General features: G+C 35.7%; 19 protein-coding genes. 4 read left to right on the top strand and 15 right to left on the bottom strand.

What is annotated here, in order from left to right:
* The 7 genes from BR72_RS21950 to BR72_RS21915 all read right to left on the bottom strand — a co-directional run.
* The coding region (locus tag BR72_RS21950; protein WP_035437090.1) for a WD40/YVTN/BNR-like repeat-containing protein at window positions 1-526 on the bottom strand (526 nt) is incomplete at its 3' end.
* 345 nt (window positions 527-871) lie between these two features.
* A complete protein-coding gene (hutG, locus tag BR72_RS21945) occupies window positions 872-1,843 on the bottom strand; it encodes a formimidoylglutamase (RefSeq protein WP_035437012.1) in 972 nt (323 codons plus the stop codon).
* A complete protein-coding gene (hutI, locus tag BR72_RS21940; protein WP_035437010.1) occupies window positions 1,822-3,093 on the bottom strand; it encodes an imidazolonepropionase in 1,272 nt (423 codons plus the stop codon). Before hutI ends, hutG begins: the two co-directional genes overlap by 22 nt.
* A gap of 12 nt (window positions 3,094-3,105) precedes the next feature.
* Window positions 3,106-4,764 (bottom strand): urocanate hydratase, encoded by a 1,659-nt coding sequence (gene hutU, locus BR72_RS21935; RefSeq protein WP_035437008.1) that lies wholly within the window; start codon window positions 4,762-4,764, stop codon window positions 3,106-3,108.
* Window positions 4,765-4,780: 16 nt separating this feature from the next.
* Complete coding sequence (hutH, locus tag BR72_RS21930; RefSeq protein WP_035437005.1) at window positions 4,781-6,298, bottom strand: histidine ammonia-lyase; 1,518 nt, start codon at window positions 6,296-6,298, stop codon at window positions 4,781-4,783.
* Between the two features lie 108 nt (window positions 6,299-6,406).
* Window positions 6,407-6,847, bottom strand: a complete 441-nt coding sequence (hutP, locus tag BR72_RS21925) for a hut operon transcriptional regulator HutP (RefSeq protein WP_035437001.1) — start codon at window positions 6,845-6,847, stop codon at window positions 6,407-6,409.
* A 927-nt stretch (window positions 6,848-7,774) separates the two neighbouring features.
* A complete protein-coding gene (locus tag BR72_RS21915; protein WP_035436996.1) occupies window positions 7,775-8,467 on the bottom strand; it encodes an aspartate/glutamate racemase family protein in 693 nt (230 codons plus the stop codon).
* 256 nt (window positions 8,468-8,723) lie between these two features.
* Here BR72_RS21915 and BR72_RS21910 point away from each other — a divergent pair, with 256 nt between their 5' ends.
* Window positions 8,724-9,023, top strand: coding sequence for a hypothetical protein (locus tag BR72_RS21910; protein WP_035436993.1), 300 nt, complete (start codon window positions 8,724-8,726; stop codon window positions 9,021-9,023).
* 301 nt (window positions 9,024-9,324) lie between these two features.
* Window positions 9,325-9,756, top strand: a complete 432-nt coding sequence (locus BR72_RS21905; RefSeq protein ID WP_035436990.1) for a DUF2621 domain-containing protein — start codon at window positions 9,325-9,327, stop codon at window positions 9,754-9,756.
* A gap of 220 nt (window positions 9,757-9,976) precedes the next feature.
* Here BR72_RS21905 and BR72_RS21900 read toward each other — a convergent pair whose 3' ends face one another.
* From BR72_RS21900 to BR72_RS21890, 3 genes are all read right to left on the bottom strand, one after another.
* On the bottom strand, window positions 9,977-10,891 hold the full coding sequence (locus BR72_RS21900; protein WP_035436988.1) for a GNAT family N-acetyltransferase: 915 nt from the start codon (window positions 10,889-10,891) through the stop codon (window positions 9,977-9,979).
* 351 nt (window positions 10,892-11,242) lie between these two features.
* A complete protein-coding gene (locus BR72_RS21895) occupies window positions 11,243-11,749 on the bottom strand; it encodes a CcdC family protein (RefSeq protein WP_035436986.1) in 507 nt (168 codons plus the stop codon).
* A 92-nt stretch (window positions 11,750-11,841) separates the two neighbouring features.
* Window positions 11,842-12,549, bottom strand: a complete 708-nt coding sequence (locus BR72_RS21890) for a cytochrome c biogenesis CcdA family protein (RefSeq protein WP_035436985.1) — start codon at window positions 12,547-12,549, stop codon at window positions 11,842-11,844.
* Between the two features lie 566 nt (window positions 12,550-13,115).
* On the opposite strand from BR72_RS21890, the gene BR72_RS21885 reads away from it, so the two are divergent.
* The gene (locus BR72_RS21885) at window positions 13,116-14,024 is read left to right on the top strand and encodes an EamA family transporter (protein WP_035436984.1); all 909 of its coding nucleotides are present in this window, start codon (window positions 13,116-13,118) and stop codon (window positions 14,022-14,024) included.
* Window positions 14,025-14,142: 118 nt separating this feature from the next.
* On the opposite strand, the gene BR72_RS21880 is transcribed toward BR72_RS21885, so the two are convergent.
* From BR72_RS21880 to BR72_RS21870, 3 genes are all read right to left on the bottom strand, one after another.
* Window positions 14,143-16,041, bottom strand: coding sequence for an FtsX-like permease family protein (locus BR72_RS21880; RefSeq protein WP_035436982.1), 1,899 nt, complete (start codon window positions 16,039-16,041; stop codon window positions 14,143-14,145).
* A 135-nt stretch (window positions 16,042-16,176) separates the two neighbouring features.
* Entirely contained in the window at window positions 16,177-17,106 is a 930-nt protein-coding gene (gene alsR, locus BR72_RS21875; RefSeq protein WP_035436980.1) for an acetoin biosynthesis transcriptional regulator AlsR, read from the bottom strand.
* Window positions 17,107-17,547: 441 nt separating this feature from the next.
* A complete protein-coding gene (locus BR72_RS21870; RefSeq protein WP_035436978.1) occupies window positions 17,548-17,970 on the bottom strand; it encodes an NUDIX hydrolase in 423 nt (140 codons plus the stop codon).
* Window positions 17,971-18,109: 139 nt separating this feature from the next.
* On the opposite strand from BR72_RS21870, the gene BR72_RS21865 reads away from it, so the two are divergent.
* Window positions 18,110-18,316, top strand: a complete 207-nt coding sequence (locus tag BR72_RS21865) for a DUF3903 domain-containing protein (RefSeq protein ID WP_035436977.1) — start codon at window positions 18,110-18,112, stop codon at window positions 18,314-18,316.
* A gap of 596 nt (window positions 18,317-18,912) precedes the next feature.
* Here the strand turns inward: BR72_RS21865 and BR72_RS21860 are convergent.
* Both BR72_RS21860 and BR72_RS21855 read right to left on the bottom strand, forming a co-directional pair.
* A complete protein-coding gene (locus BR72_RS21860; protein WP_035436975.1) occupies window positions 18,913-20,676 on the bottom strand; it encodes an ABC transporter ATP-binding protein in 1,764 nt (587 codons plus the stop codon).
* On the bottom strand, window positions 20,676-22,427 hold the full coding sequence (locus BR72_RS21855; RefSeq protein ID WP_035436972.1) for an ABC transporter transmembrane domain-containing protein: 1,752 nt from the start codon (window positions 22,425-22,427) through the stop codon (window positions 20,676-20,678). The genes BR72_RS21860 and BR72_RS21855 overlap by 1 nt, the downstream gene beginning before the upstream one ends.
* Between the last annotated feature and the right edge of the window lie 35 nt (window positions 22,428-22,462).

Genomic DNA, 22,462 nt, shown 5'->3' with positions numbered 1-22,462 from the left:
TACTTTGAATAACGGCCCCGGCTTCAATTGATACATGTAGCGTATCTTGTTTATTTGGATCAACTGTAATCCATCGTACATGATGCGTGAAAGGACGAGGGGGGAATGCCCACGTATATGAAGAAAGTAATGATTTCATGTTTTTACATTCGTTCCACGTTTCACCACCATTTTCTGAGGAAAATAAGGCACTAGGTTCTGTACCGACATAAACGACGCCATAGCCATTAACTTTCTTATTGGAGCTTACAGTTATCGCAGTAATAGAAGAATGTAAAATACCATCTTCTTTAGGGAAATCAAAGTAACGGTAAGAATCGCCAATCGGTCTCCAAGAATCCCCCCTATCGTCACTTAACCATAACCCCCGGCCAAACGTACCGCAATATATACGGTTGGATTGAAATGGGTCTACCGCAATACAGGTAGGCTGCATACCTTGTAAATGGTATTGAATTTGATACGCTTCGTTTTTTTCTTCTAAGACAACAAGTTCTCGTTCCATACAGAGGAATAACCGTTTCAAAACTATAACCTCCTTGAATTTTTGTTTATTATTAAACAATATGAAAGAGAAAAAGGAGTAGTCTATTTTTTTGTAAAGAAAAAGCACTCTTTTGAGTGCCTTTCTTCGACTTGATAACCATTTTACTTTTATATTGGACTTACATCCAAATGTAATTTTACCATATGTATCTATTTGATTAGTTGAGAAATAAGTACGATTTTATTTTAAAACAACATTTTTATAAAGTGAAACTTTAATCAAAGAAAGGAGTTTTTATGTCGTTTTTGTAACTTGTATATATAGAACGAAAAAGAGCTAACTCGTTATTCCGTTAAAACGAAATTTCGAATTGGCTCCTTTATCTCATATATTTACTTGCTTACGTACCGTTTCACGTGCCAGTAAAAAACTCATAATGACCTGTGCTGCAACGCGGCTCGTCATATCACGGAAATCAAGAGTTGGATCGATTTCCACAATATCCATACCTGCTACAAGTGGTTCTTGTCCAAGCACTGTCATTGCATCCAATAATGTCGTACTATCCATACCACCTGGACCGATCGCTGGGCATCCCGGCGCAAATGCTTGATCTAATACGTCCATATCAACAGATACATAAATAGATGTTACCCCTTGACGACGCAATAATTCAACACTTTCTCTAATTATATCTTTTATATGACGCTCTCTCACATGTTGCATCGTATATACCGTTACACCATGCTCTTTTGCATATTTATGATACGTATGAGCATTAGAAAAGTTTCGGATTCCAATTTGTACTAATTGCTTTCCTGTAATAACATCATTTTCTAGTAAACTGCGAAACGGTGTCCCGTTTGATGGTCCTCCGTCTTCTAAGTTACGTAAATCATGATGAGCGTCAAATTGAATAATTCCAACTTTTCCTTTGCTGCTTGCAAACCCACTTATACTCGGAAAGCTAATCGAGTGATCTCCGCCAAGAACAATCGGCACCATCTGTGGATTCGATTTTGTAAGACTTTCTAGCGTTTTCGCAATGCGAACATGACTTTCTTTTATATCCGTAACGTGCATTGTAATATCACCGCAATCATAGAGGACACTTTCTTTCATATCATGCTCTTCTGTAATTGCATACGTACTATACGCATCTAACATTGCTCGAATTGTTTTTGGTGCAAAGCATGCACCTGAATGACTAATGGATGGTTTTGAAAGCGGAGCACCAATTAATGCCCCGCCGAAGATTTCTTCACTTTCATCCCAGTTCTTAATGATATCGCTCCATTTCGTTACTTCACGGTCTATAAACTTTGCATTTTTCTTTAAATAGTGGTCTTGCTCCAAGCTTTTTCACCTCGTGTATATGCCATATTCCCTTGTTTCCATACTGTATTTACATGGCTAACACCATAGTGGTACGGTACATACGCATAATTGTATGCATCCCACAATACGATATCTGCCTTACGCCCAACACGGATTTTCCCAGCAACATCACCGCGATTAATCGCATATGCTGAGTTTACTGTTACAGCGTTCCACACTTCTTCTGGTGTCATTTTTAGTTTCAACATCGCAATGCTCATAATTAGTTGAATATTTTCAGTCGGACAACTACCAGGATTAAAATCAGTCGCTAAAGCCACCGCTACACCATCATCAATCATTTTACGTCCTCTAGCAAAACTTTCTTTATTTAAATAGAATGTTGTCCCTGGAAGTAATACAGCAACTGTATCCGAATTTGCTAACATTTCAATTCCTTTATCAGATGCCCCGACTAAATGATCAGCCGATGCTGCACCAATTTCAGCTGCCGCTTCTGCACCGCCAAGCGGATCAATTTCGTCTGCATGAATTTTTACATCAAAACCAAGTTCTTTTGCTTTTCGTAAAAATTCTTTTGACTCTTCAACAGAGAATACTCCTGTTTCACAGAAAATATCAACAAACTCTGCCAATTGTTTTTCTTTAATTTCCGGTAATAAATCGAGCATCCACTGTAAAAATTCTTTCGATTTTCCCTTATACTCTTTTGGCACTGCATGAGCTCCTAAAAATGTTGACACAACATCAATTGGATGCTGTTTCTGAACCTCTGCTGCCGCCTCTAATTGTTTCCACTCTGTTACATCATCTAATCCGTAGCCGCTCTTCGCTTCCATTGTTGTTACACCAAAAGATAACATACGGTCTAAGTGGAATTTTGCCTTTTCAACAAGCTCTTCCTTCGTCGCTTGTTTTGTCGCATTTACAGTGGAAAGAATGCCGCCGCCTTGTTCTAAAATTTCTAAATACGGAACACCTTGTAATTTCAGAGCAATTTCATTTTCGCGAGAACCGCCAAATACAAGGTGTGTATGCGGATCAACAAGACCTGGTGAAACCATTTTCCCTTTACAATCCACAACTTCTTTTGCATGTAACTCTTTTGCGTATTCCATTGTTCCTACAAAAGTGATCACACCATTTTCAATACCTACCGCACCGTTTTCAATGACAGGAAGCGTATTCATCCCTTCCCGTCTTAGTAGTCCATCTTCTTGATCCATTGTTAATAATTGACCAATATTCGTTAATAGAATGTCTAACATAGTTTTCCCTCCTTACTTCATCATCGGAATGTTAACGCCTTTTTCTTTTGCTGTTTGCACTGCAAGATCATAGCCAGCATCAACGTGACGAACAACACCCATTCCAGGGTCAGAAGTTAACACGCGCTCAATTCGTTTTGCCGCCGCTTCTGTTCCATCTGCAACAATTACCATTCCCGCATGAAGAGAATATCCCATACCAACACCGCCGCCGTGGTGAACAGACACCCAGCTTGCACCGTTTACACTGTTAATTAACGCATTTAAAATTGGCCAGTCAGCTACCGCATCACTGCCATCTTTCATTGCTTCTGTTTCACGATTTGGCGAAGCAACAGATCCGCAGTCTAAATGGTCACGACCGATAACAATCGGTGCAGATAATTCACCTTTTGCTACCATTTCGTTAATAATGCGGCCAAACTTCGCACGCTCTCCGTATCCTAACCAACAAATACGGGATGGAAGTCCTTGGAACTCAACTTGGTCACGTGCCATACGAATCCAATTACATAAATGCTCATTATCAGCAAATTCACGTAAAATCACTTCATCTGTTTTATAAATATCTTCTGGATCACCAGAAAGTGCTACCCAGCGGAATGGTCCTTTTCCTTCACAGAATAATGGACGAATAAATGCCGGAACGAATCCTGGGAAATCGAATGCATTTTTTAAGCCTTCGTCATATGCAACTTGGCGAATATTGTTTCCATAATCAAATGCAATTGCACCGTTCTTTTGCATAGCAAGCATTGCTTCCACATGCTTTTTCATACTTTCTTTTGATAATTGAACATAACGATCTGGATCCTCTTGACGAAGTACTGCTGCTTCTTCTAATGAATAACCAACTGGAACATAACCATTTAATGGGTCATGAGCAGATGTTTGGTCTGTTACTAAGTCTGGTGTAATGCCGCGTTTTACAAGCTCTGGCAAAATTTCAGCTGCATTCCCTAATAATCCAATCGAGATCGGCTCTTTCTTTTCTTTATACTCCTTCGCAACCGCTAATGCGTATTCAAGAGATTCTGTATACATATCACAGTATCTTTTTTCAATGCGGCGATCGATGCTGCGCTTATCAACGTCGATTGCAATGACAACTCCGCCGTTCATTGTAACAGCAAGCGGCTGCGCTCCGCCCATTCCGCCAAGACCAGCAGTAATTGTTAACGTTCCTTTTAATGAACCGCCAAAATGGTTGCGTGCTGCCTCACCAAATGTTTCGTAAGTTCCTTGTAAAATTCCTTGTGTACCAATATAAATCCAGCTACCAGCTGTCATTTGGCCATACATCATTAAGCCTTTTTGATCAAGCTCACGGAAATGCTCCCAATTTGCCCATTTTGGCACTAAGTTTGAGTTTGCTAGAAGAACGCGCGGTGCATCTTCATGAGATTTAAAAATTGCTACTGGTTTCCCAGATTGAACTAATAACGTTTCATCGCTCTCTAAATTTTTAAGAGATTCTACAATTGCATGATAGCTATCCCAATTACGAGCAGCACGGCCGATACCACCGTATACAACAAGCTCTTCTGGCTTTTCTGCTACTTCAGGATCAAGATTATTCATAAGCATACGAAGTGCTGCTTCTTGTACCCAACCTTTTGCATTTAATTCAGTACCTCTTGGCGCACGAATAGTTTGTTTTACGTTTTCCATTGTCATCTCTCCCTTATTATAGTGTTGTATTTGCATTTAAACGGTCCATTGTCCAATTCGTTGTTTTTAACCAATGAGCCGTGTTTTCAATATCGGTTGAAAAGATACGATCGTTTGTAATCGATGGTACAATTTGACGAACTTGATGATAAAATGCTTTCGTTTGCGAACTCATTTGTTCAACACCGCGGTACTCAGCTGCTTGCATCGCACAAATCGTTTCAATTGCTAATACACGGCGTACATTTTGAATAATTTGATGTGCATGACGCGACGCAATTGTTCCCATACTTACATGATCTTCTTGATTTGCTGATGATGGAATGGAATCTACGCTCGCTGGATGAGCTAACGTTTTATTTTCTGAAACAAGTGCTGCCGCTGCATACTGCATAATCATTGCACCAGATTGAAGACCTGGTTCTGGACTTAAAAATGGTGGTAAATCGTTTAACTGCGGATTAACAAGTCTCTCAATGCGACGTTCAGAAATATTCGCAAGTTCTGCCATTCCAACCTTTAAAAAGTCCATCGCAAATGCAATCGGCTGCCCATGGAAATTACCGCCTGAAATCACTTTTTGACCGCCGTCAAAAATAAGTGGATTATCTGTTGCAGCATTCATTTCAATTTCTAATTTTTCTTTCACGTAATTCAATACTTGCCAAGATGCTCCGTGTACTTGCGGGATGCAGCGAAGTGAATACGCATCTTGTACACGAAGTTCTCCTTGTTTCGTAACAAGTTTGCTATCATGAAGCACATTACGAATTCGATTCGCAACTTCTACCTGCTCTTTATATCCACGTGCAAGATGAACATCTTCATCAAATGCATCAATAATGCCTTGTAACCCTTCAATTGTCATCGAAGCAATTAATTCAGCTTGATAAGCAATTGCTTCAGCTTCTAAATAAGCAACAATACCTTGCGCTGTCATTGCTTGTGTCCCGTTAATTAGAGCCAATCCTTCTTTTGCTTCTAATGTAATTGGTTCTAATCCTTCTTTTGTTAGAGCGATCATCGTATGGACACGCTCACCTTTATAAAACACTTCCCCTTCTCCTAATAAAGCAAGCGCAAGATGCGAAAGAGGTGCTAAATCACCGCTCGCTCCAAGTGAACCTTGCTGCGGAACAACGGGATGAATTTGACGATTTACAAGTTCAAGAAGCATATTTACAACAAGTGGTCTAACACCAGAAATCCCTTTTAGCATTGTGTTCGCACGCAACACAAGCATAGCGCGTGACACTTCTTCAGAGAAAGGTTCACCAACACCACATGCATGAGATTGAATTAAGTTATGTTGAAGTGCTTTCACATCTTCTTTTTGAATAAAGACATCGCTAAATTTCCCAAAACCTGTTGTAATGCCGTAAACGACTTTCCCTTCTTCAACAATCTGTTCTACTGCTTGCCTGCATTCTGTAACTTTTTGCATACTATTTGAACAAGCAGTTACCTGCTCTCCTTCAAACATTATTCGTTTCATTTCTTGCAGTGTTAATGAATGTCCAGTTAATGTAATCATGATTTTCCTCCCTTAAACAGCACAAGGGGGCCTTACTTTTTTAAGACAGACGAATGTCCTAAAAAGTTGTAAGGCCCCCTATTAACTAATAAACTATGGGCAGTTTTTTTATATGTGATTAATACCTAATCCAATCGCCTCATGCTCTGATCCTTTCACAGGCGCACCTATCGTACCATATAATGCAACAGCAACCCATTCGCCTTCTTTCTCACCGTCGTATGGTGTGCCGCGCACGATTGCAAATCGAAGCCCTACTGTACGAAGAACGTCTGCTAACTGAATTTGTCCTCTCGTTACTCCGTACAACGCTTCCATAATTGCATGGTAAAGCGCATGTGTTTCTCTGTAAACGTCTGTTTCAATAACATGGTTACTACGTGCAGCTGTTTCCATTGCGGCAACAACTTTTTGCGAATTCATTGAACCGACTTTTCCCGTACAATACTTCCATCCTTTAGGTAGAGATAAAATGGGACTCTCGTGTTCCTCCGCAAGTGCAAGCAGCATCGCCATGCGACCAATTCGTTGTGTTCCATGAAGAAGCATGTGACTCTCTCTTTTCTTTTGAATAGTTTAAATATTTCTTAATTTAAGAATATATGAAAACGCTTAAATCGTCAATGGTTAATTATATTGTTTTAAATAAATCAAAATTAAAAACCGACATAAAAACCTCTTTTTTAGGAGGGGTCGAGAGCATCTGACCGTGTATGGAAGCGGTTAGGGCCTTTTTTTGCCACGTGCGGCGTTTAAAACAAAAGGAGCAAGCAAGTGCAAGTTCCTTTCTGTTTTTTATAACGAACTTAAAAATTAACATAGCAATTTACATTATAATTAACACCTTATTTCGCACGATGACAATAGCTATTGTCACTCTGTTATTTGTAATGCTATTTGCTATGTTATTTTAAACATGTTTTATTAAAAGTGTTGTTATATCAACAAAAAAGCATATCAATTTCTAAGTTAATTGATATGCTGATTCATATGCTATTTACAATGTTTCTCCTCAAAAATAGAACTACTTATTCTAAAGACAGCTTTCTTTTATAAAGTGAAACTTTAATCAGTGGGGGTTTTCTTCATCCCCCACTGATTATTAGTTGAACCAATCGGGCTTTTACGGGCAGTTTATCTCTCACCTAACTTCTTTGCTTTCGCTGAATTTTGAGGTGGGAGTATTACTGCCCGTTAATGCGGGATAAATTAAAACTAATATTTTTTTCTTCATATCCCGGTCTCCTCTAACCATTTTATAAAACAATATTCTACTTCCTCTACTGACTTTGCATCTACATTCAAATATGTAACTAGAAATTGTTCATACTATCTTTTCTCTATCTCTATTAATTTCATTTGTTCTTCAAATGCGCTTTGTTGTCTTATATCAAATTTTTTTGTAGCACTTCTTTTGAAACAATTAAATAAAAAATAACCTGCAAACGATATTTCCATAGTTCTCGCTGAATTCACTCAATCGTCTAAAGATTTATTAACAGCTTCAACAGCATGTATGAAAGTCGTATCAAATAATGGAACACTAGCATCCTCTTGATTAACTAGTAATCCGATTTCTGTACAACCTAATATAATTCCCTCAGCTCCGTTACCAACTAAACGTTCAATCACTTCTTTGTAATAATCCCTTGATTTTTGACACACTTTTCCTAAACACAATTCTTCAAATATTACTTTATTTACAATTTCTCTATCATTTTCATTTGGAACTATCACCTTTATGCCGTTCGATTCTAATCTAGATTTATAAAATTCTTGCTCCATTGTATATTTTGTTCCAAGTAAACCTACTGTGTTAATTCCTTCCTTTTTGACTTCATTAGCTGTAGCATCGGCAATATGTAAAATAGGGATATTAATTTTTTCTTTTATGTCATCTACAATCTTGTGCATCGTATTTGTGCATATGACAATGAAATCCGCCCCAGCTTTTTCTAATGAAAATGCAGCTTCACCTAATACTTCACCAGCTTGTTTCCAGTTACCCTTTGATTGATAACGCTCAATTTCTTCAAAGTCAACGCTATATAAAAGGCATTTTGCTGAATGCAATCCTCCTAATTTTCTTTTTACTTCTTCGTTAATAACCCGATAATACTCTACAGTTGATTCCCAGCTCATCCCACCAATAAGTCCAATATTTTTCATAATTTCCCTCCTCACCAAAATCTTCCTTGTTAATTATATATAATTTTCGAAATTATAGGCAATATACTTATCACCTTGTTTCCTTTTTCTATCTGTCTTATAATAAAAAACAGAGACTAAATTGAACGTATTTTTCCGCTATGTAAGCTTGGAAGTCCAAGCTTACATTATTTTTTGCTTTTCCTTTTCTTTTAAAAGGAGTATAATAAAAAGGAACATATGTTCTTTTTATTACATACAGTAAGGAGTTTGAACAATGGTATACGACACAAAAATACAATCATGGAACTACACATTGAAGCAATTACAAAAGCATTATACTGGAGCAACAGTTGAAAATCGCAAGCAGTTTGAAGACATGGAACTAATGACTTTCTTTCAAGACAACGAATATATTGCCCTTCCTACACATATTAGCGGCTTATCAGCAGCACGCTTTACTTCTTACTCTATCTTCACTACCGATGACAAAGATCGCAAAGTTGGCACGCTTATCATTGAATATTTAGAAGATGATAATGAAATTTTATATGTTGAACAATTATACTTCGTTTAACTTTCAACGCTTGGTCATATTGGCCAAGCGTTCTTGATTTCTATCAATCTCAATGCTTATAATACTAGTAAAGGAAAACTACTCTATATATTCATTTTGATTTCCAAAAACATAAGTCGTTGCTATACAGCAATTCAACATGACCGCTACTTGTTTGCTCCCTTTGTTTGAAACTTCGTATGTGGCAGGAGAAGGCCCTGACCGCTTCTATGCACGGCCAGATGCTCTCGTCCTCCCCAAAAAATTAAGGGGTTTTTATGTCAGATTTTTAACTTATACATATCATAAAGGAGGGTTCTACTTGCTCGAAGGATGGTTCAGTTGGTTTATTGTCATATGGACAGTAATTTTACTAGGACTTATGTCCATTGGTGGATATTTCATGTTCCGAAAATTCTTAAAACGATTACCAAAAGAAGATGGCATGTCTATTTTGGATTGGGAAGAGCATTACATTAATGAAACGCGGCACTTATGGGATGAAGAGCAAAAACAATTATTAGAAGAACTCGTCAGTCCAGTCCCTGAACTTTTCCGCGATGTTGCAAAATCGAAAATTGCCGGTAAAATTGGAGAGTTAGCTTTAGAAGAAAAAGCATCAAAAATAACTGAAGATTTAATTATTAAAGGATATATTGTAGCAACTCCAAAACGAGATCATAAATTTTTAATAAAAAAATTAAATGAAAAGCAAATTGATTACTCTAATTACAAGTCTTTGCTTGCAAAATAAGTTGTTCCCCACCTATCTTTCCTGCTTTTTTCTCAATCCTAACGTACGAATAGCGGGGTAAATCTATTATTTACTTTATTAATGAAAAAAGATTGCCAGTTCTACAGGCAATCTTTTTTACTAAACTGCTTAATCAATAATATATTTTAATTCACTAGAAGTGTGTAATACTTCATCTAAAATACCTTGAGATTCTATAACCCCATCTTTTTTTATTCAATCATACTACATACATATCAGTTAAAGCTTTACTTCTAATAAATCCAAGATCTTCATAAAGCTTAATCGCTGGATTATCTTTGATTACAGCTAAACGGGTAGCTGGGTACTCTTTACTCGATATGTTTATAGAATGGGTTAACAAAAATCGGCCAAGACCTTTATGTTGATGTTCAGGGTCTACGGCTAAACTCATGATTAGAGGATAGTCTTCAAATTCCATGTGCAGACATACACCAACAATGTTGTTCGTGCCCTGTTCTATAATAACTCTTGAACACTCATCCATGATTTTATTATTTTGATATTTTCCTATGAAGTCCTTTACGTGATTAGTATAATCCTCTTTGGGTCCGATTTGTTTAAAAGCTGGATTTGCTTTATAGGATTTCATAATTAAACATGCTATATCATCTATATCTTCACCTAAAACAGATTTAGAGATATACCCTTCAGGAAGCATTGCCTTTAATGATTGTGTTGGACGAATCATCCAATAATTAACTTCATGAACCTGGCATCCTTTTTGTTCATAAGTTGGTACGTGTTCTTCTACAATGTCTCTCAGAATGATTTTCTCTTCAGTCTTCGATACCTTTTTTAAATGGTTTAAAAGCTTGTGGGCTAATCCTTCATAATCCTCATAAGGAGGAACAACAAATAAATCTGACATAAAATTTGGCTTTAGGGAAACACCACCAATGATGTTTTCGTCATTCATAATTAAATATCCACAGTCAAAAATGGATGAAATTTCCAATAACGTCTCCGAGGACCTTCTAAAAAAGTAGTCTGCATATTTTTGTCCATAATAAATGGAATAATATCGAATGTATTCTTTGGGTTCTTGATAAACTAATCTCAATCCATCTTCTAAATCAATAAGTTCATTTAAAGATTGAACTTGCTCACTCATATTTTTCTCCCCCTTTTCTTCAACTAAACTGTCCGTTAGTTGAAGAACATTATTTCACAATCCCTCTAAATATTTTAACATTAAATTTCCATTTACCTTCAAAAAAATTAGCACCAGTTTTAGCACTAATTTTAACAGCACCGCATAAATTTATGTGATCTCGTTAATTGTTTTGCTAAAAGTATTGCTAATTAGTGTGTTAATTTCATTAAAAGATTGATTTAACAATAAAAAAAGAGACACCAATTCATATGTAAATTGTGTCTCTAAAATATATTCTAATTGCTATTTTGTACTCAAAAACCGAACCCGTTACCTATTAGACGTTGTTTTTTATCGAACTTTCACTCTTCACGTTAACTTCATATCTTTTTCATCATAAAACTCTGCCTGTTTTTTCATTTCCTTTTGCAATTTCGTAAAGGAACGATACATTGCAATGCGCCAAGATACAATCATTGCAAACGCAAGTAAGAAAAACATTCCACTTAGTTGCCCTACATCAAGCGACTGACTTAAATATGATTTAAATGCAATACGAACAACAAGTAAACCAATTAAAATAAAGATAAACGCTTTAGAACGTATTAAATAAATCTCTTGTCCACGCATTTCAAATTTTGACGTTTTAATAAGAAAGATTGAAAAAATTAATCCTACAGCAATTGCTTCTAATATTTCTGATGTTGTTAAGCGAAATTCAGGAAGCAGATACATACAAGCTCCTGTACTCATAAAGATTGGTGGAAGAACAATTTTTTTCAAAGTTGCTGGTTTCTTTGCTGCCTTCAAACGAATAAACATGGCTCCAACTGCCATACAAATTGCAATAATACTTGATAAGAGAGCTAAATTCATTCGCACTCACCCTTTGTTTTGGAAATATCAAAAATATAGTTTTACTATTATATGTATTTTTGTTAGTATTTCCAACTCTTCAACAAAAAAAACTAAAACCCTTTAAATCCACCAAATAAATCCGAAAAGAAGATTGTAATTTTTGTAAGGCCATTAAAATATAGTAATACACCCATTGCAATCATAATATAGCCACCGATTGTAACGAACGTTGCACTATGTTTTTTAATCCACGTCATCTTCGTAATAAAGAATGATAAAATAAAGAATGGAATTGCAAAACCAAGTATGTAAGCAATCATATATAACATCGCCGATTGCGGGTTTGTTGCCGCAAGCGCAATAACCGATACTAAAATCGGCCCTGTACAAGGCGTCCACCCAGCAGCAAATGCAATTCCGATTAAAGTAGAGCCAAAATAACCACTCGGCCTACTTTTAAATGTAAATTTACGATCTTGCATTAAAAATGTTGGTTTAAACACCCCTGTTATAACGAGACCAAAAGCAACGATAAAAATTGCTCCTAATTGACGAATTAAATTTTGATAATCTACAAAAAACTTCCCTACATAACTTGTTCCAAAACCGATTGCAATAAAAATGATCGAAAATCCAATTAAGAAAAATGTAGTATGCAACATACTCCGCTTCCGAAGCATTGCATTCTCTTCCTTCAAATCAGAAATAGACATTCCTGTTATGTATGATAAAAACGCTGGATAAAGTGGTAAACAACAAGGCGAAATAAACGATAAAAAACCTGCTCCAAATGCTAAAAATATATTAATATCTTGCATATGATGCCTCCTTTCCTCTCAATTAATTGTAACAAAATTCACAACGAATTCCATGAAAAATTCGTGAACATACTATTATCACTATGAATATATTAAAATATTATTCTTCATATTTACATATAAATCCTTTTTGACTTCCCAACATACAAATCACTGTCATGTATAACAAAACATGACAGTGATTTGTTTTAACTCTTGCACGTGGCAAAAAAAGGCCCTGACCGCTCCTATACATAGCCAGATGCTCTCGCCAACCGAAAAAAAGAGGTTTTTTATAAATTTTTTCACCTCGTATGCACATAGTTACTTTATTTATATTTCACTTCATTTACTATTAGAAAATATTTTTTACTATGAAAGTTATATTCATATTTATATTATATTCTCAATGAATCTGCCTCCTTTTTTCATCATTATGCATTAATACCATACTTTTATTATTATTCTATAAAATGTCACACTTTTCTTTCAGTTGACCCTCTATTTTTAATTTTGTATACTTCCATCTAGCTATGATTGTTCGTTTTTGGACACATTACCATATAGAAAAGATCGGAGGGATATAGATGCTTCGTTATTCATTACTCGTTTTATTAGGAGCATGTAGTTACGGTATTTTAGCAATCTTTGTTAAATTTGCATACAGCGAAGGATTTTCGCTTGGAGAAGTAATCGGAAGTCAATATTTGTTCGGATGGTTCATTTTACTTACGATTACATTATTATTCTCTAGACATCGCGTACCATTCAAGCAAATGATTATTTTATTTATTGCAGGAACATCAGCTAGTTTAACAGGTATTTTTTATTACGGTGCATTACAAACTGTACCCGCTTCAATAGGTATTGTTCTGCTGTTTCAATTCGTATGGATCGGCATTATCATTGAAGCAGTTGCAACGAAAACATTACCTTCTAGAGAAAAATTGATTTCTGTACTATTCTTACTCGTCGGAACATTTCTTTCAAGTGGATTACTTGAACAATCAGCAGGAGCAATTGACATGAGAGGAATTTTCTTCGGATTATTATCAGCAATAGCATTTGCCTTTTATATTTTTGTGAGCGGAAGAGTAGCGGTAGAAGTTCCATCATTGCCTCGCGGTTTAACACTTATGGCCGGCGCGTTAACATTAGTAATGATTATTTTCCCACCAACATTTATATATAACGGCACACTTGCAAGTGGACTTTGGAAATATGGATTAGCATTAGGGACATTTAGTATTGTCATTCCAACTATTACTTTTACAATTGGTATTCCTAAGATCGGTTCTGGTTTAGCAACTATTTTAGGTGCTGCTGAACTTCCAGTTACAACAATCATGTCAGTACTTCTTTTAAAAGAAGCCGTACTGACTTCACAATGGCTTGGAGTTGCCCTTATTCTTATCGGTATTACTATTCCACAAATTGCTTATAAAATGCGCGGACAATACACAAGGCAGCATACACATAAAAAAGTTGCTGCATAACAAACCGGACTTCACTAAGAAGTCCGGTTTTCATTTTCTGTTACCTTTCAAAGTACTTATACTTTGCCATTCACTTCAGTTGAATCTCATTGTATTGAAATCAAATGCAGCGATATCATCACATAATTTTCTTTTTCAATTGTATAAAATAGCATCTTCTTAATAATAAAAAGTAACCTATATGGACGAGTAAAAATAGTCCAATGACGATCAGTGAAGACCGAAAAATTGGTGTTATAAATAATGTTTGCAATGTTGTAAAGGCAACACTCGTATGCAAAATAGCGATAACAATCGGAATGAAAAATAACGCACCCATTTGCACTGTCATTATTTGTTTCATTTCTCCTTCATCCATACCGAGTTTCAAAAGCGATTGATAATATTGTTTATCCGTTTCTAAGTCGGTAAATAAGCGGAAATATAAAAAGCTTACGGCAGATAAATAAAAAATAACTCCGACAAACAATCCGATAAATAGAATCATACTTGTCAATTCTTTAATCTTATTATAAATGATCACACGTGACGAAAATTCATACTGCCCTTTTTGATTCAGTTGCTTTTCTAACCGCTCAGCTACTTGCGTCGTTCCTTCCCAACTCTTAACTATATATCCTGTATAACTCGCTGTTTTCTGCCCACCCGTAATCCGCTGGTTCATTTCGTTGGAAACAACAAAAATCTTCCCAGGAAATACACCACCTGAAAAAATATTCTGTTTCAACATTGAAGAAACATGAATTTGTTTTCCACTTTCTTTCAAAGTTACATCTGATTCTTTAGAAGAATCTACAACACTATTTTCCATTCCAAAAGAAGGAACGCGAACGGCTTTATTTCCTGTTAATGCCACCGTTTCGTAACCAAGCTGCTTGGCAAACTTATTATAATCATTCTGACTCATGATTACAGCTGGTTGCGAATCGTTAGAAATAGATTGAAATTGCAACTGTACGCTTATTTTTTTATACGTAACCTTTTCCTTTTGAAAAGTGCCTTCAATCTCCTTTTCATATTGCGCTTTCTGTCCTTGATGTTCATTGTATGTAATCAAACTAAATGCAAATGGAATATTGTTCATCGACTCGCTCTTTTGCGTTTCTATAAAAGCAGCAAACGTTCCAATGGCACAAAAAGCAACTGTCGACACAATCGTTACCATAAAAAACATACGTGCATTATCTTTCATGCGATATGCTAACATAGAAAATGATAATAAATTCGTTTTCTTCCAATAGATAGGCTTCGATTTCTTTAAAAACGTTATGATAAACACACTAAGCTGCGAGTATAAAAAATACGTGCCAATGATTACAATGGTTGGAACCGGAATCAATAAAAACGCAATAATGCCAGGATTCGCTGTTATTGATAAAAAATATCCAATCGCTATTAAAATAGCCGCTACTATTGATAAAAGAATGGATGCTTTCGGTTCAGGTTTTGGCTTTTTATTTCCTTTTAATAACGAAATTACTTTTTTACTTTTCACAAATAAACTTGTCGTAAAAGCAACAATGAAAAACAATGCTAAAAACACAGCAACTGTTAATTTCATTGCTTGCCATGGCATATAAAATGGCAAGCTTTTCAACCCCATTACTGTACTAGCTAACAGAAAAAATAACTTTCCAAATAAAATTCCAAAACCAATACCACTGATGAGAGCACTTATACCAACGATCATATTTTCAAAGAAAATTACTCGGATTAATTGCCAACTTGTAATACCATGAATCACAAAAATCCCAAACTCTTTATTCCTCAGCTTTAAAAATGAACTAACAGAGTAAAAAATAAAGAAAAAAGAAAAGAAATAAATAATATATTCCGCAACAAGCATTCCTTGACGAATAATTCCTGGAAACTCTTTACTTCCATCAACATCAGGATGATAAATAAATAAAGCATACAAAAAGAAAACCATAACTGAAAATGCACTACTCAAAAAATAAGCGGCATACGCGCGTATATTGCGACTAACATTTTTAAACGCGAGTTGAGAAAACGTCATCTTCTTTTCCCTCCCACGTTTTTTGTACTTTCATCAAAATAGGTATCACCATGAGTATGTCATCTCCTTATTCTTTCTTCTCTTTTCACTATAAGAAAAAAAGAAAAAGGAAAACATCGAACTTTCTTACATACATTATTGCATTCTTACAATTTTGTCATTTTTCTCGTCATTTTGTAAATGTGTCATCACATTGCCTCTCGCTATTCTTAAAAACTCTTGTAATTCTAGATTTATATTCGCCTTTCGGTATGCAACAGCTAATTCGGCAACAATTTTAGAATCACGGATTTCTTTGTAGACAACTTCTGATTGATATAATTTATTTGCAGACACTGGTATTACCGTTATCCCAATCCCAGCAGCAACAAGCCCGATAACCGTTTGATATTCTGTCGCCTCTTGTACAATTTGCGGACTAAACCCTGCATCACGGCATAAAGAAAGAATATTATCATATAAAGTCGGCCAAACATTTCGAGTAATAAAAACAAAAGATTCGTTTTGCAAATCTTCAATATAAATTGCTTGTTTATTCGCAAGTGGGTGTGCTTTCGGTAAACAAAGTGTACAAGGAAGGTGTTGCACTGTTTCTAACTGTAATAATTGACTTGTAATAGGTGGACGCAACATCCCAACATCAATTCGATTGTCATGAAGTGCATCTACTTGTTCTGGTGTAGACAATTCATGCAATACAACAGATACATCTGGAAATTTTTTTCGATATTCCCGAACAATTGGCGGCAAAATATCATACATCGCCGATCCAACAAACCCAATAGACAGCTCTCCAATTTCTCCCCTTTGCGCTCTCTGAGCAATTTCAACTGCCTTATCAATCTGTATAAAAGCTTTTTTTACTTCTTTTAAAAATAATTCCCCTGCTTCTGTTAATTCTACTCTTCGTTTCGTTCTTGAAAATAACGTTACTCCCATCTCTTTCTCTAATTGTTGAATTTGTTGACTTAGCGGAGGCTGCGTCATCTGTAAGCGAGCAGCTGCCCTACCAAAGTGAAGCTCTTCTGCTACAACAATAAAATATTGTAAATGCCGTAATTCCATATCGTACACCCTTTTTTATTAATATATATAATAAATTAATAACATAAGAATGATATATAAGACAAATATTTTTAAAGAATTCATACGGTAATATCCCTAAATATTTTATTGATGGTATTAACAATTACAGCAAGTCTAAATATAAGTTAAAAAACTGACATAACCCCCTTTCTTTTGAGAAGAACGAGAGCATCTGGTCACGCATAGAAACGGTCAGAGCTTTTCCTAACACATGCCAGATTGAAAACAAAAGGAGAACGCCAAGTATAGGTCATTTTGTTTTCTACATAGGAGCGACTTATATGTAGAAAAATTAATATATGTAGCTCACTTATCGTATTTCAGAGTTTATAAAAATAAAAGAAAACGCATATAAGAGAGCGTTTTCTTTTATTTCTTTCGCTATTCAATTCGTTCATGTACATTTTCGCATTTCTCGCCTCAATCATTTCCTAGTGGACATTCAATATTCACACATCGATGCAACAACTCATAATCTTCCGGAAATGAAAGTGGAAGATCTATAAGTTCATCCAGCCGTTTCCACTCAATTTTATAAATCAATCCATCTGGATCTTGAATTTTTCTTTCTCCCCGTACTATTTTCACAACATAATAATGTACTTGTACAGGGACGTTAAACGTAACACCTATTTTTTCATGCACCTTTTCAATAACTTCAACGTGATAGCCTGTTTCTTCCCATACTTCACGTATGCAGCACTCTTCTAGCGTTTCTCCGTTTTCCAATCCACCTGAAGGTACAGACCAAAGTTTTTCTTCTTCAGGCTTTCCTTGTAGTACCATTAATACTTCATTATTATCATTTATACAAATTGCAGCTGTTCCAATCCAACGTTTCACTACTTTCCCCCTCCCATACATATTATTCTGTATCTCACTTATTTTCCCCTCGAAAAAAGAGGAAAAAACTTATAATCTATCGAATATTTCCAACAACTTCATTGATAGCGCATTCCTAAAAACAGAAAGGAAGGATTTTGTGAAATTTTCTAAGTATGTTGTGGATTGTGTATTTTGTGAAAAAAATCGAGGAACAAGACAAGCAACCGTGACCATCGCTGCTTCTTCTAACACATTGGCAATTCAAAAAATAATTGAAGAATGCCAGCGACGTTTTGGGAAAACATTATTATTAAAGACAGAAGTTAAAAAAGAAGAATTCATAACAGAAACAACAAAAAACTGACCGAAATGGTCAGCTTTTTGTTCTCCGATCATATGTTTTCTTTCCGTACATATTATCACATGAAGATTAGGGGTATCCTCTATGAGATCGGGATCTTTCCATTATGTACGTTCCATAATGAATATCGAACAATATTTTCTGTATAATCTACAACAAATCATCCAGAAAAAGGGAAGTTTCGTTCGCATTTTTAGAAAAGGGATAGGGATATTACCGGTAATACATCAAACATTCGAATGTTACATTTAATATAATATAGTAATCTTCTTCATATCGGAAATATGTATTACATATATAATTAATATGTAATACATATTAATAGATTAATAAAACCCTCTCTTTATGAGAGGGCGAGAGCATCTGGTCGTGCATAGAAGCGGTCAGGAACTTTATCTGCAACATACAAAGTTTAAAACAAAAAAGCAGCGGCGTGCAGATCATGTTGTATTTTGCATAGCAGCGATTACTATCTCGTAAAGTTAAAATGAATTTATATCATAGAGAATAGGGTTTATGAGCAATGAATCGCAGTACTCCCCCTTCTATAAACAAGTTATTTCTACTATTTTTTAGAAAAAGCCTTCTAAGCCTTATTCTCACAAGGCTTTCTGAAGGCTCCCATTATTCTGCAGCAAATACATATTGTAGTATAACCCTTGTTTCGCCAGCAATTCTTGATGTGTTCCTCTTTCAACAATTTGACCATCGTGCATCACAAAGATTTGATCCGCATCTTGAATTGTAGATAAGCGATGTGCAATCGCGATAGTTGTTCTCCCTTTTCGCATATGCTGCAATGCGGTTTGAATCGCTTCTTCTGTTTCTGTATCAATATTTGCTGTTGCCTCATCTAACACTAATACTTTTGGATTTGTTGCAATCGTTCTTGCAAACGCTACAAGTTGTCTTTGACCACTTGAAAACGCTGCTCCTCTCTCAACCACCTCTGTATCATATTGATTTGGCAACTGCTCAATAAATGTATTTGCCTGTACAAATTTCGCAGCATCTTCCACTTCTTCATCTGTAATACCTTCATCATACATACGAATGTTTTGCTTCACTGTTCCAGCAAAAAGAAATGCATCTTGTAATACAAGACCAATACGTTTTCTTATCTCCATCTCTTGAAAGTTCTCTAACCGCGCTCCATCAATTACAATTTCACCTTTATTAATGTGGTAAAACCGCATCAATAAGTTCATAATTGTACTTTTCCCACTACCTGTATGCCCAACAAAAGCAACATTTTGCCCAGGCTTCACATGGAAAGACACATTTTTAAGCACATCACGTTTTCCATCATAAGAAAAGGTAACATCTTTAAACTCAATTTCCCCTTCCATCATTATAGGGGCTGCATCACCTTGTTGTACTGGCGCTAAATCCTTTTCATCTATTAACTGAAACACACGTGATGAAGATACTAGTGCTTGCTGAAAGAAAGATAATTTCATCATCACTTCATTTACTGGATCAAAGAAACGATGAATGTAGTTTACAAAGGCATATAATACACCCACTTCAACAGGGCTATGCATTGCATCAATTCCAAACAACGTGATCACCAATACAATTGCTAACGTATGAACAAGATCAGTTGCTGGGCGTAATAACAAAGCATCTAATTTCAAATTGCGGCGCCCCGCTCCATAATGTTTTTCATTCACTTCTTCAAATTCTTTACGCATCCGTTTCTCTTGTCGGAATACTTGAATAATATTCATACCTTGAATCGATTCATTCAATTTTGCATTTAAAATACTTAATTGATGGCGAAGTTCTAAATAAAAAACTGAACTTTTCCGACGATAAAAAGCCATGATTGTAATCATAATCGGAATGAGTAGTAATGAAAACAGTGCAAGTTTCACATCTAATAAAAACATAGCTATTAAAATACCAATTAAAAAAACAATATTCTTTACAAAGGTAGATAATACACTTACATAGAAATCTTTAATTGCTTCTGTATCGTTTGTTATTCGCGAAACTAGCGTTCCAATTGGTGTACGATCGAAGAAGCTAAGCGATAAACTTTGTACATGCTCGTATACTTCTATGCGCAGATCTTGCACAATTTTAAAGGCGATATTTTGGAAATACAATAAATTTAAATACGTAAACAACACCTTTAATAAATGAAACACTACATAAACAATAAATAGCGTTATTAACACATTTTGTTCAAATTTTTTTGGGACTAAGTGGTCATCGATAAATACCTTAATTAAAAAGGGCCCCATCATTTCCGCAATAGTTGCACCAACTAAATATAAAAATGCAAAAGTGAGCAGTTTTTTATAAGGCTTCAAATATGATAATAGGCGCCATAAATCACTTTGTTTTTTTTCCTGCATCATACTCCTCCTTTCTCAACTAGCGCTTCTAATTGCTGACTTTCATACATGTCCTTATACCACCCATCTTGTTGCATTAAACTTTCGTGCGTACCACGCTGCACTATCTTTCCATCATCAATAACAAGTATTAAATTTGCATGTTGAATCGCACTTAAGCGATGGGCTGTAATAATAGTCGTTTTATTTTGACGTTCACGTTTTAATGATGTCAAAATCGTTTCTTCTGTCTTTGCATCTACTGCTGATAAGCAGTCATCTAAAATTAAAATTTCAGCATTTGTTAATAATGCACGGGCAATCGAGATACGCTGCTTTTGGCCGCCAGACAAAGAAACGCCCCGTTCACCAACAACAGTTTCATATCCTTCTGGAAATTTCGTAATATCTTCATGGATACATGCAATAGCAGCTGCATGTGCAATATTTTTATATGTAGCACTAGGTTTTCCAAATGCGATATTTTCACCAATACTTGCAGAAAATAAGAAATGATCCTGTGGTACATATGAAATGGAAGAACGAATAGCGTGTAGTGTCAAATCTCGAATATCATTTCCCCCAACTCGTATGTTCCCGTCAAAATGATCATATTCTCGAATTAAACATTTTAATAATGTCGTTTTCCCTGATCCCGTACGTCCTACAATTCCTAACGTTTCTCCTTTTCGTAAGGAAAAATGAATGTCTTGTAGATTTATTACTTCATTTTTCTTATACGAGAATGTGTCAATATCAAACTCAATGTCACCACTTGCTACTTCTTCACTTGCCCCTTCTCTATTTACCACATCAGAAACTTGCATAAATAAATTTTGAATACGATCATACGACGCACGGCCACGCTCCATAATATTAAACAGCCAACCAAACGCTAACATCGGCCATACAAGCGTACCTAAATAAGTAGTAAATGTTATAAGTTCTCCTATCGTAAGCTCTCCGCGAACAACCAATACAGAGCCGTAACATACTGCAATTAAAAAAGAAAAACCTACAATTAAAGCAATTGTTGGATCAAATAATGAATCAATGCGAGCAACGAGAATATTTTTATGTACCACTTCTTCCGATTTTTTTCGAAATGATTGCAAGTCCTCTTTTTCTTGACCAAGTGAACGAATTACCTTCATTCCACTCATACTTTCCTGAACTTTATCATTGATTTCTGAAAATGCCTGCTGCGCTTTATGAAAGCGACGATGTAACAAAGTTCCGTAATAATTTGTCGAGATAGCTACAATTGGCATTGGAATTAAACTGAGTAACGTCAACTTCCAACTAATTGTAAACCCCATCGCCAAAAGAACACATCCGCCACCTGTTAACGAATCTACGAGCGTTAACACCCCAGAACCTGCTGTTTGCTGTACCGCTTGAATATCGTTCGTTGCGTGGGCCATTAAATCACCAGTTCGGTGTTTTTGATAAAAGGATGGACTCATATTCGTAAAGTGCTCATACAGTTTTCGCCGTAATTGACGAGCTAATTTTAAGGAAGAGCCAAAAATCATTATTCTCCATGCATAACGCAAAATATAAACCAATACCCCAGCACCAACTAAAATTGATACCCATTGTAATAACTTTTGAGTCGTTAAAGATTGATTGCTAATTTCATCAACAATGATCCCAATTATTTTTGGCGGTACGAGTTCAAGAAGAGCAACGCCAAGCAATAAAAAACTACCCATTATGTACGCTCGCTTCTCTTGTTTAAAAAACCATGCTAAGTCTAAAAAAACCTTCATTGATATACCTCCTATCCCAAATGAGCGGTGTTTTC

The organism is Bacillus sp. UNC322MFChir4.1 (assembly GCF_000746135.1).
Lineage (GTDB): Bacteria > Bacillota > Bacilli > Bacillales > Bacillaceae_G > Bacillus_A.
This window is presented reverse-complemented; position numbering and strand designations above follow the sequence as displayed.

Excerpts from the sequence above, each read along its gene's own strand:
- BR72_RS21900 (WP_035436988.1), bottom strand. The coding sequence starts at position 10,891 with ATGAGTGAGCAAGTTCAATCTTTAAATGAACTTATTGATTTAGAAGAT.
- BR72_RS21855 (WP_035436972.1), bottom strand. The coding sequence starts at position 22,427 with ATGAAGGTTTTTTTAGACTTAGCATGGTTTTTTAAACAAGAGAAGCGA.
- BR72_RS21880 (WP_035436982.1), bottom strand. The coding sequence starts at position 16,041 with ATGACGTTTTCTCAACTCGCGTTTAAAAATGTTAGTCGCAATATACGC.
- hutI (WP_035437010.1), bottom strand. The coding sequence starts at position 3,093 with ATGTTAGACATTCTATTAACGAATATTGGTCAATTATTAACAATGGAT.
- BR72_RS21885 (WP_035436984.1), top strand. The coding sequence starts at position 13,116 with ATGCTTCGTTATTCATTACTCGTTTTATTAGGAGCATGTAGTTACGGT.
- BR72_RS21895 (WP_035436986.1), bottom strand. The coding sequence starts at position 11,749 with ATGAATTTAGCTCTCTTATCAAGTATTATTGCAATTTGTATGGCAGTT.
- BR72_RS21860 (WP_035436975.1), bottom strand. The coding sequence starts at position 20,676 with ATGCAGGAAAAAAAACAAAGTGATTTATGGCGCCTATTATCATATTTG.
- hutU (WP_035437008.1), bottom strand. The coding sequence starts at position 4,764 with ATGGAAAACGTAAAACAAACTATTCGTGCGCCAAGAGGTACTGAATTA.
- alsR (WP_035436980.1), bottom strand. The coding sequence starts at position 17,106 with ATGGAATTACGGCATTTACAATATTTTATTGTTGTAGCAGAAGAGCTT.
- hutH (WP_035437005.1), bottom strand. The coding sequence starts at position 6,298 with ATGATTACATTAACTGGACATTCATTAACACTGCAAGAAATGAAACGA.
- BR72_RS21890 (WP_035436985.1), bottom strand. The coding sequence starts at position 12,549 with ATGCAAGATATTAATATATTTTTAGCATTTGGAGCAGGTTTTTTATCG.
- hutP (WP_035437001.1), bottom strand. The coding sequence starts at position 6,847 with ATGCTTCTTCATGGAACACAACGAATTGGTCGCATGGCGATGCTGCTT.
- BR72_RS21915 (WP_035436996.1), bottom strand. The coding sequence starts at position 8,467 with ATGAAAAATATTGGACTTATTGGTGGGATGAGCTGGGAATCAACTGTA.
- BR72_RS21910 (WP_035436993.1), top strand. The coding sequence starts at position 8,724 with ATGGTATACGACACAAAAATACAATCATGGAACTACACATTGAAGCAA.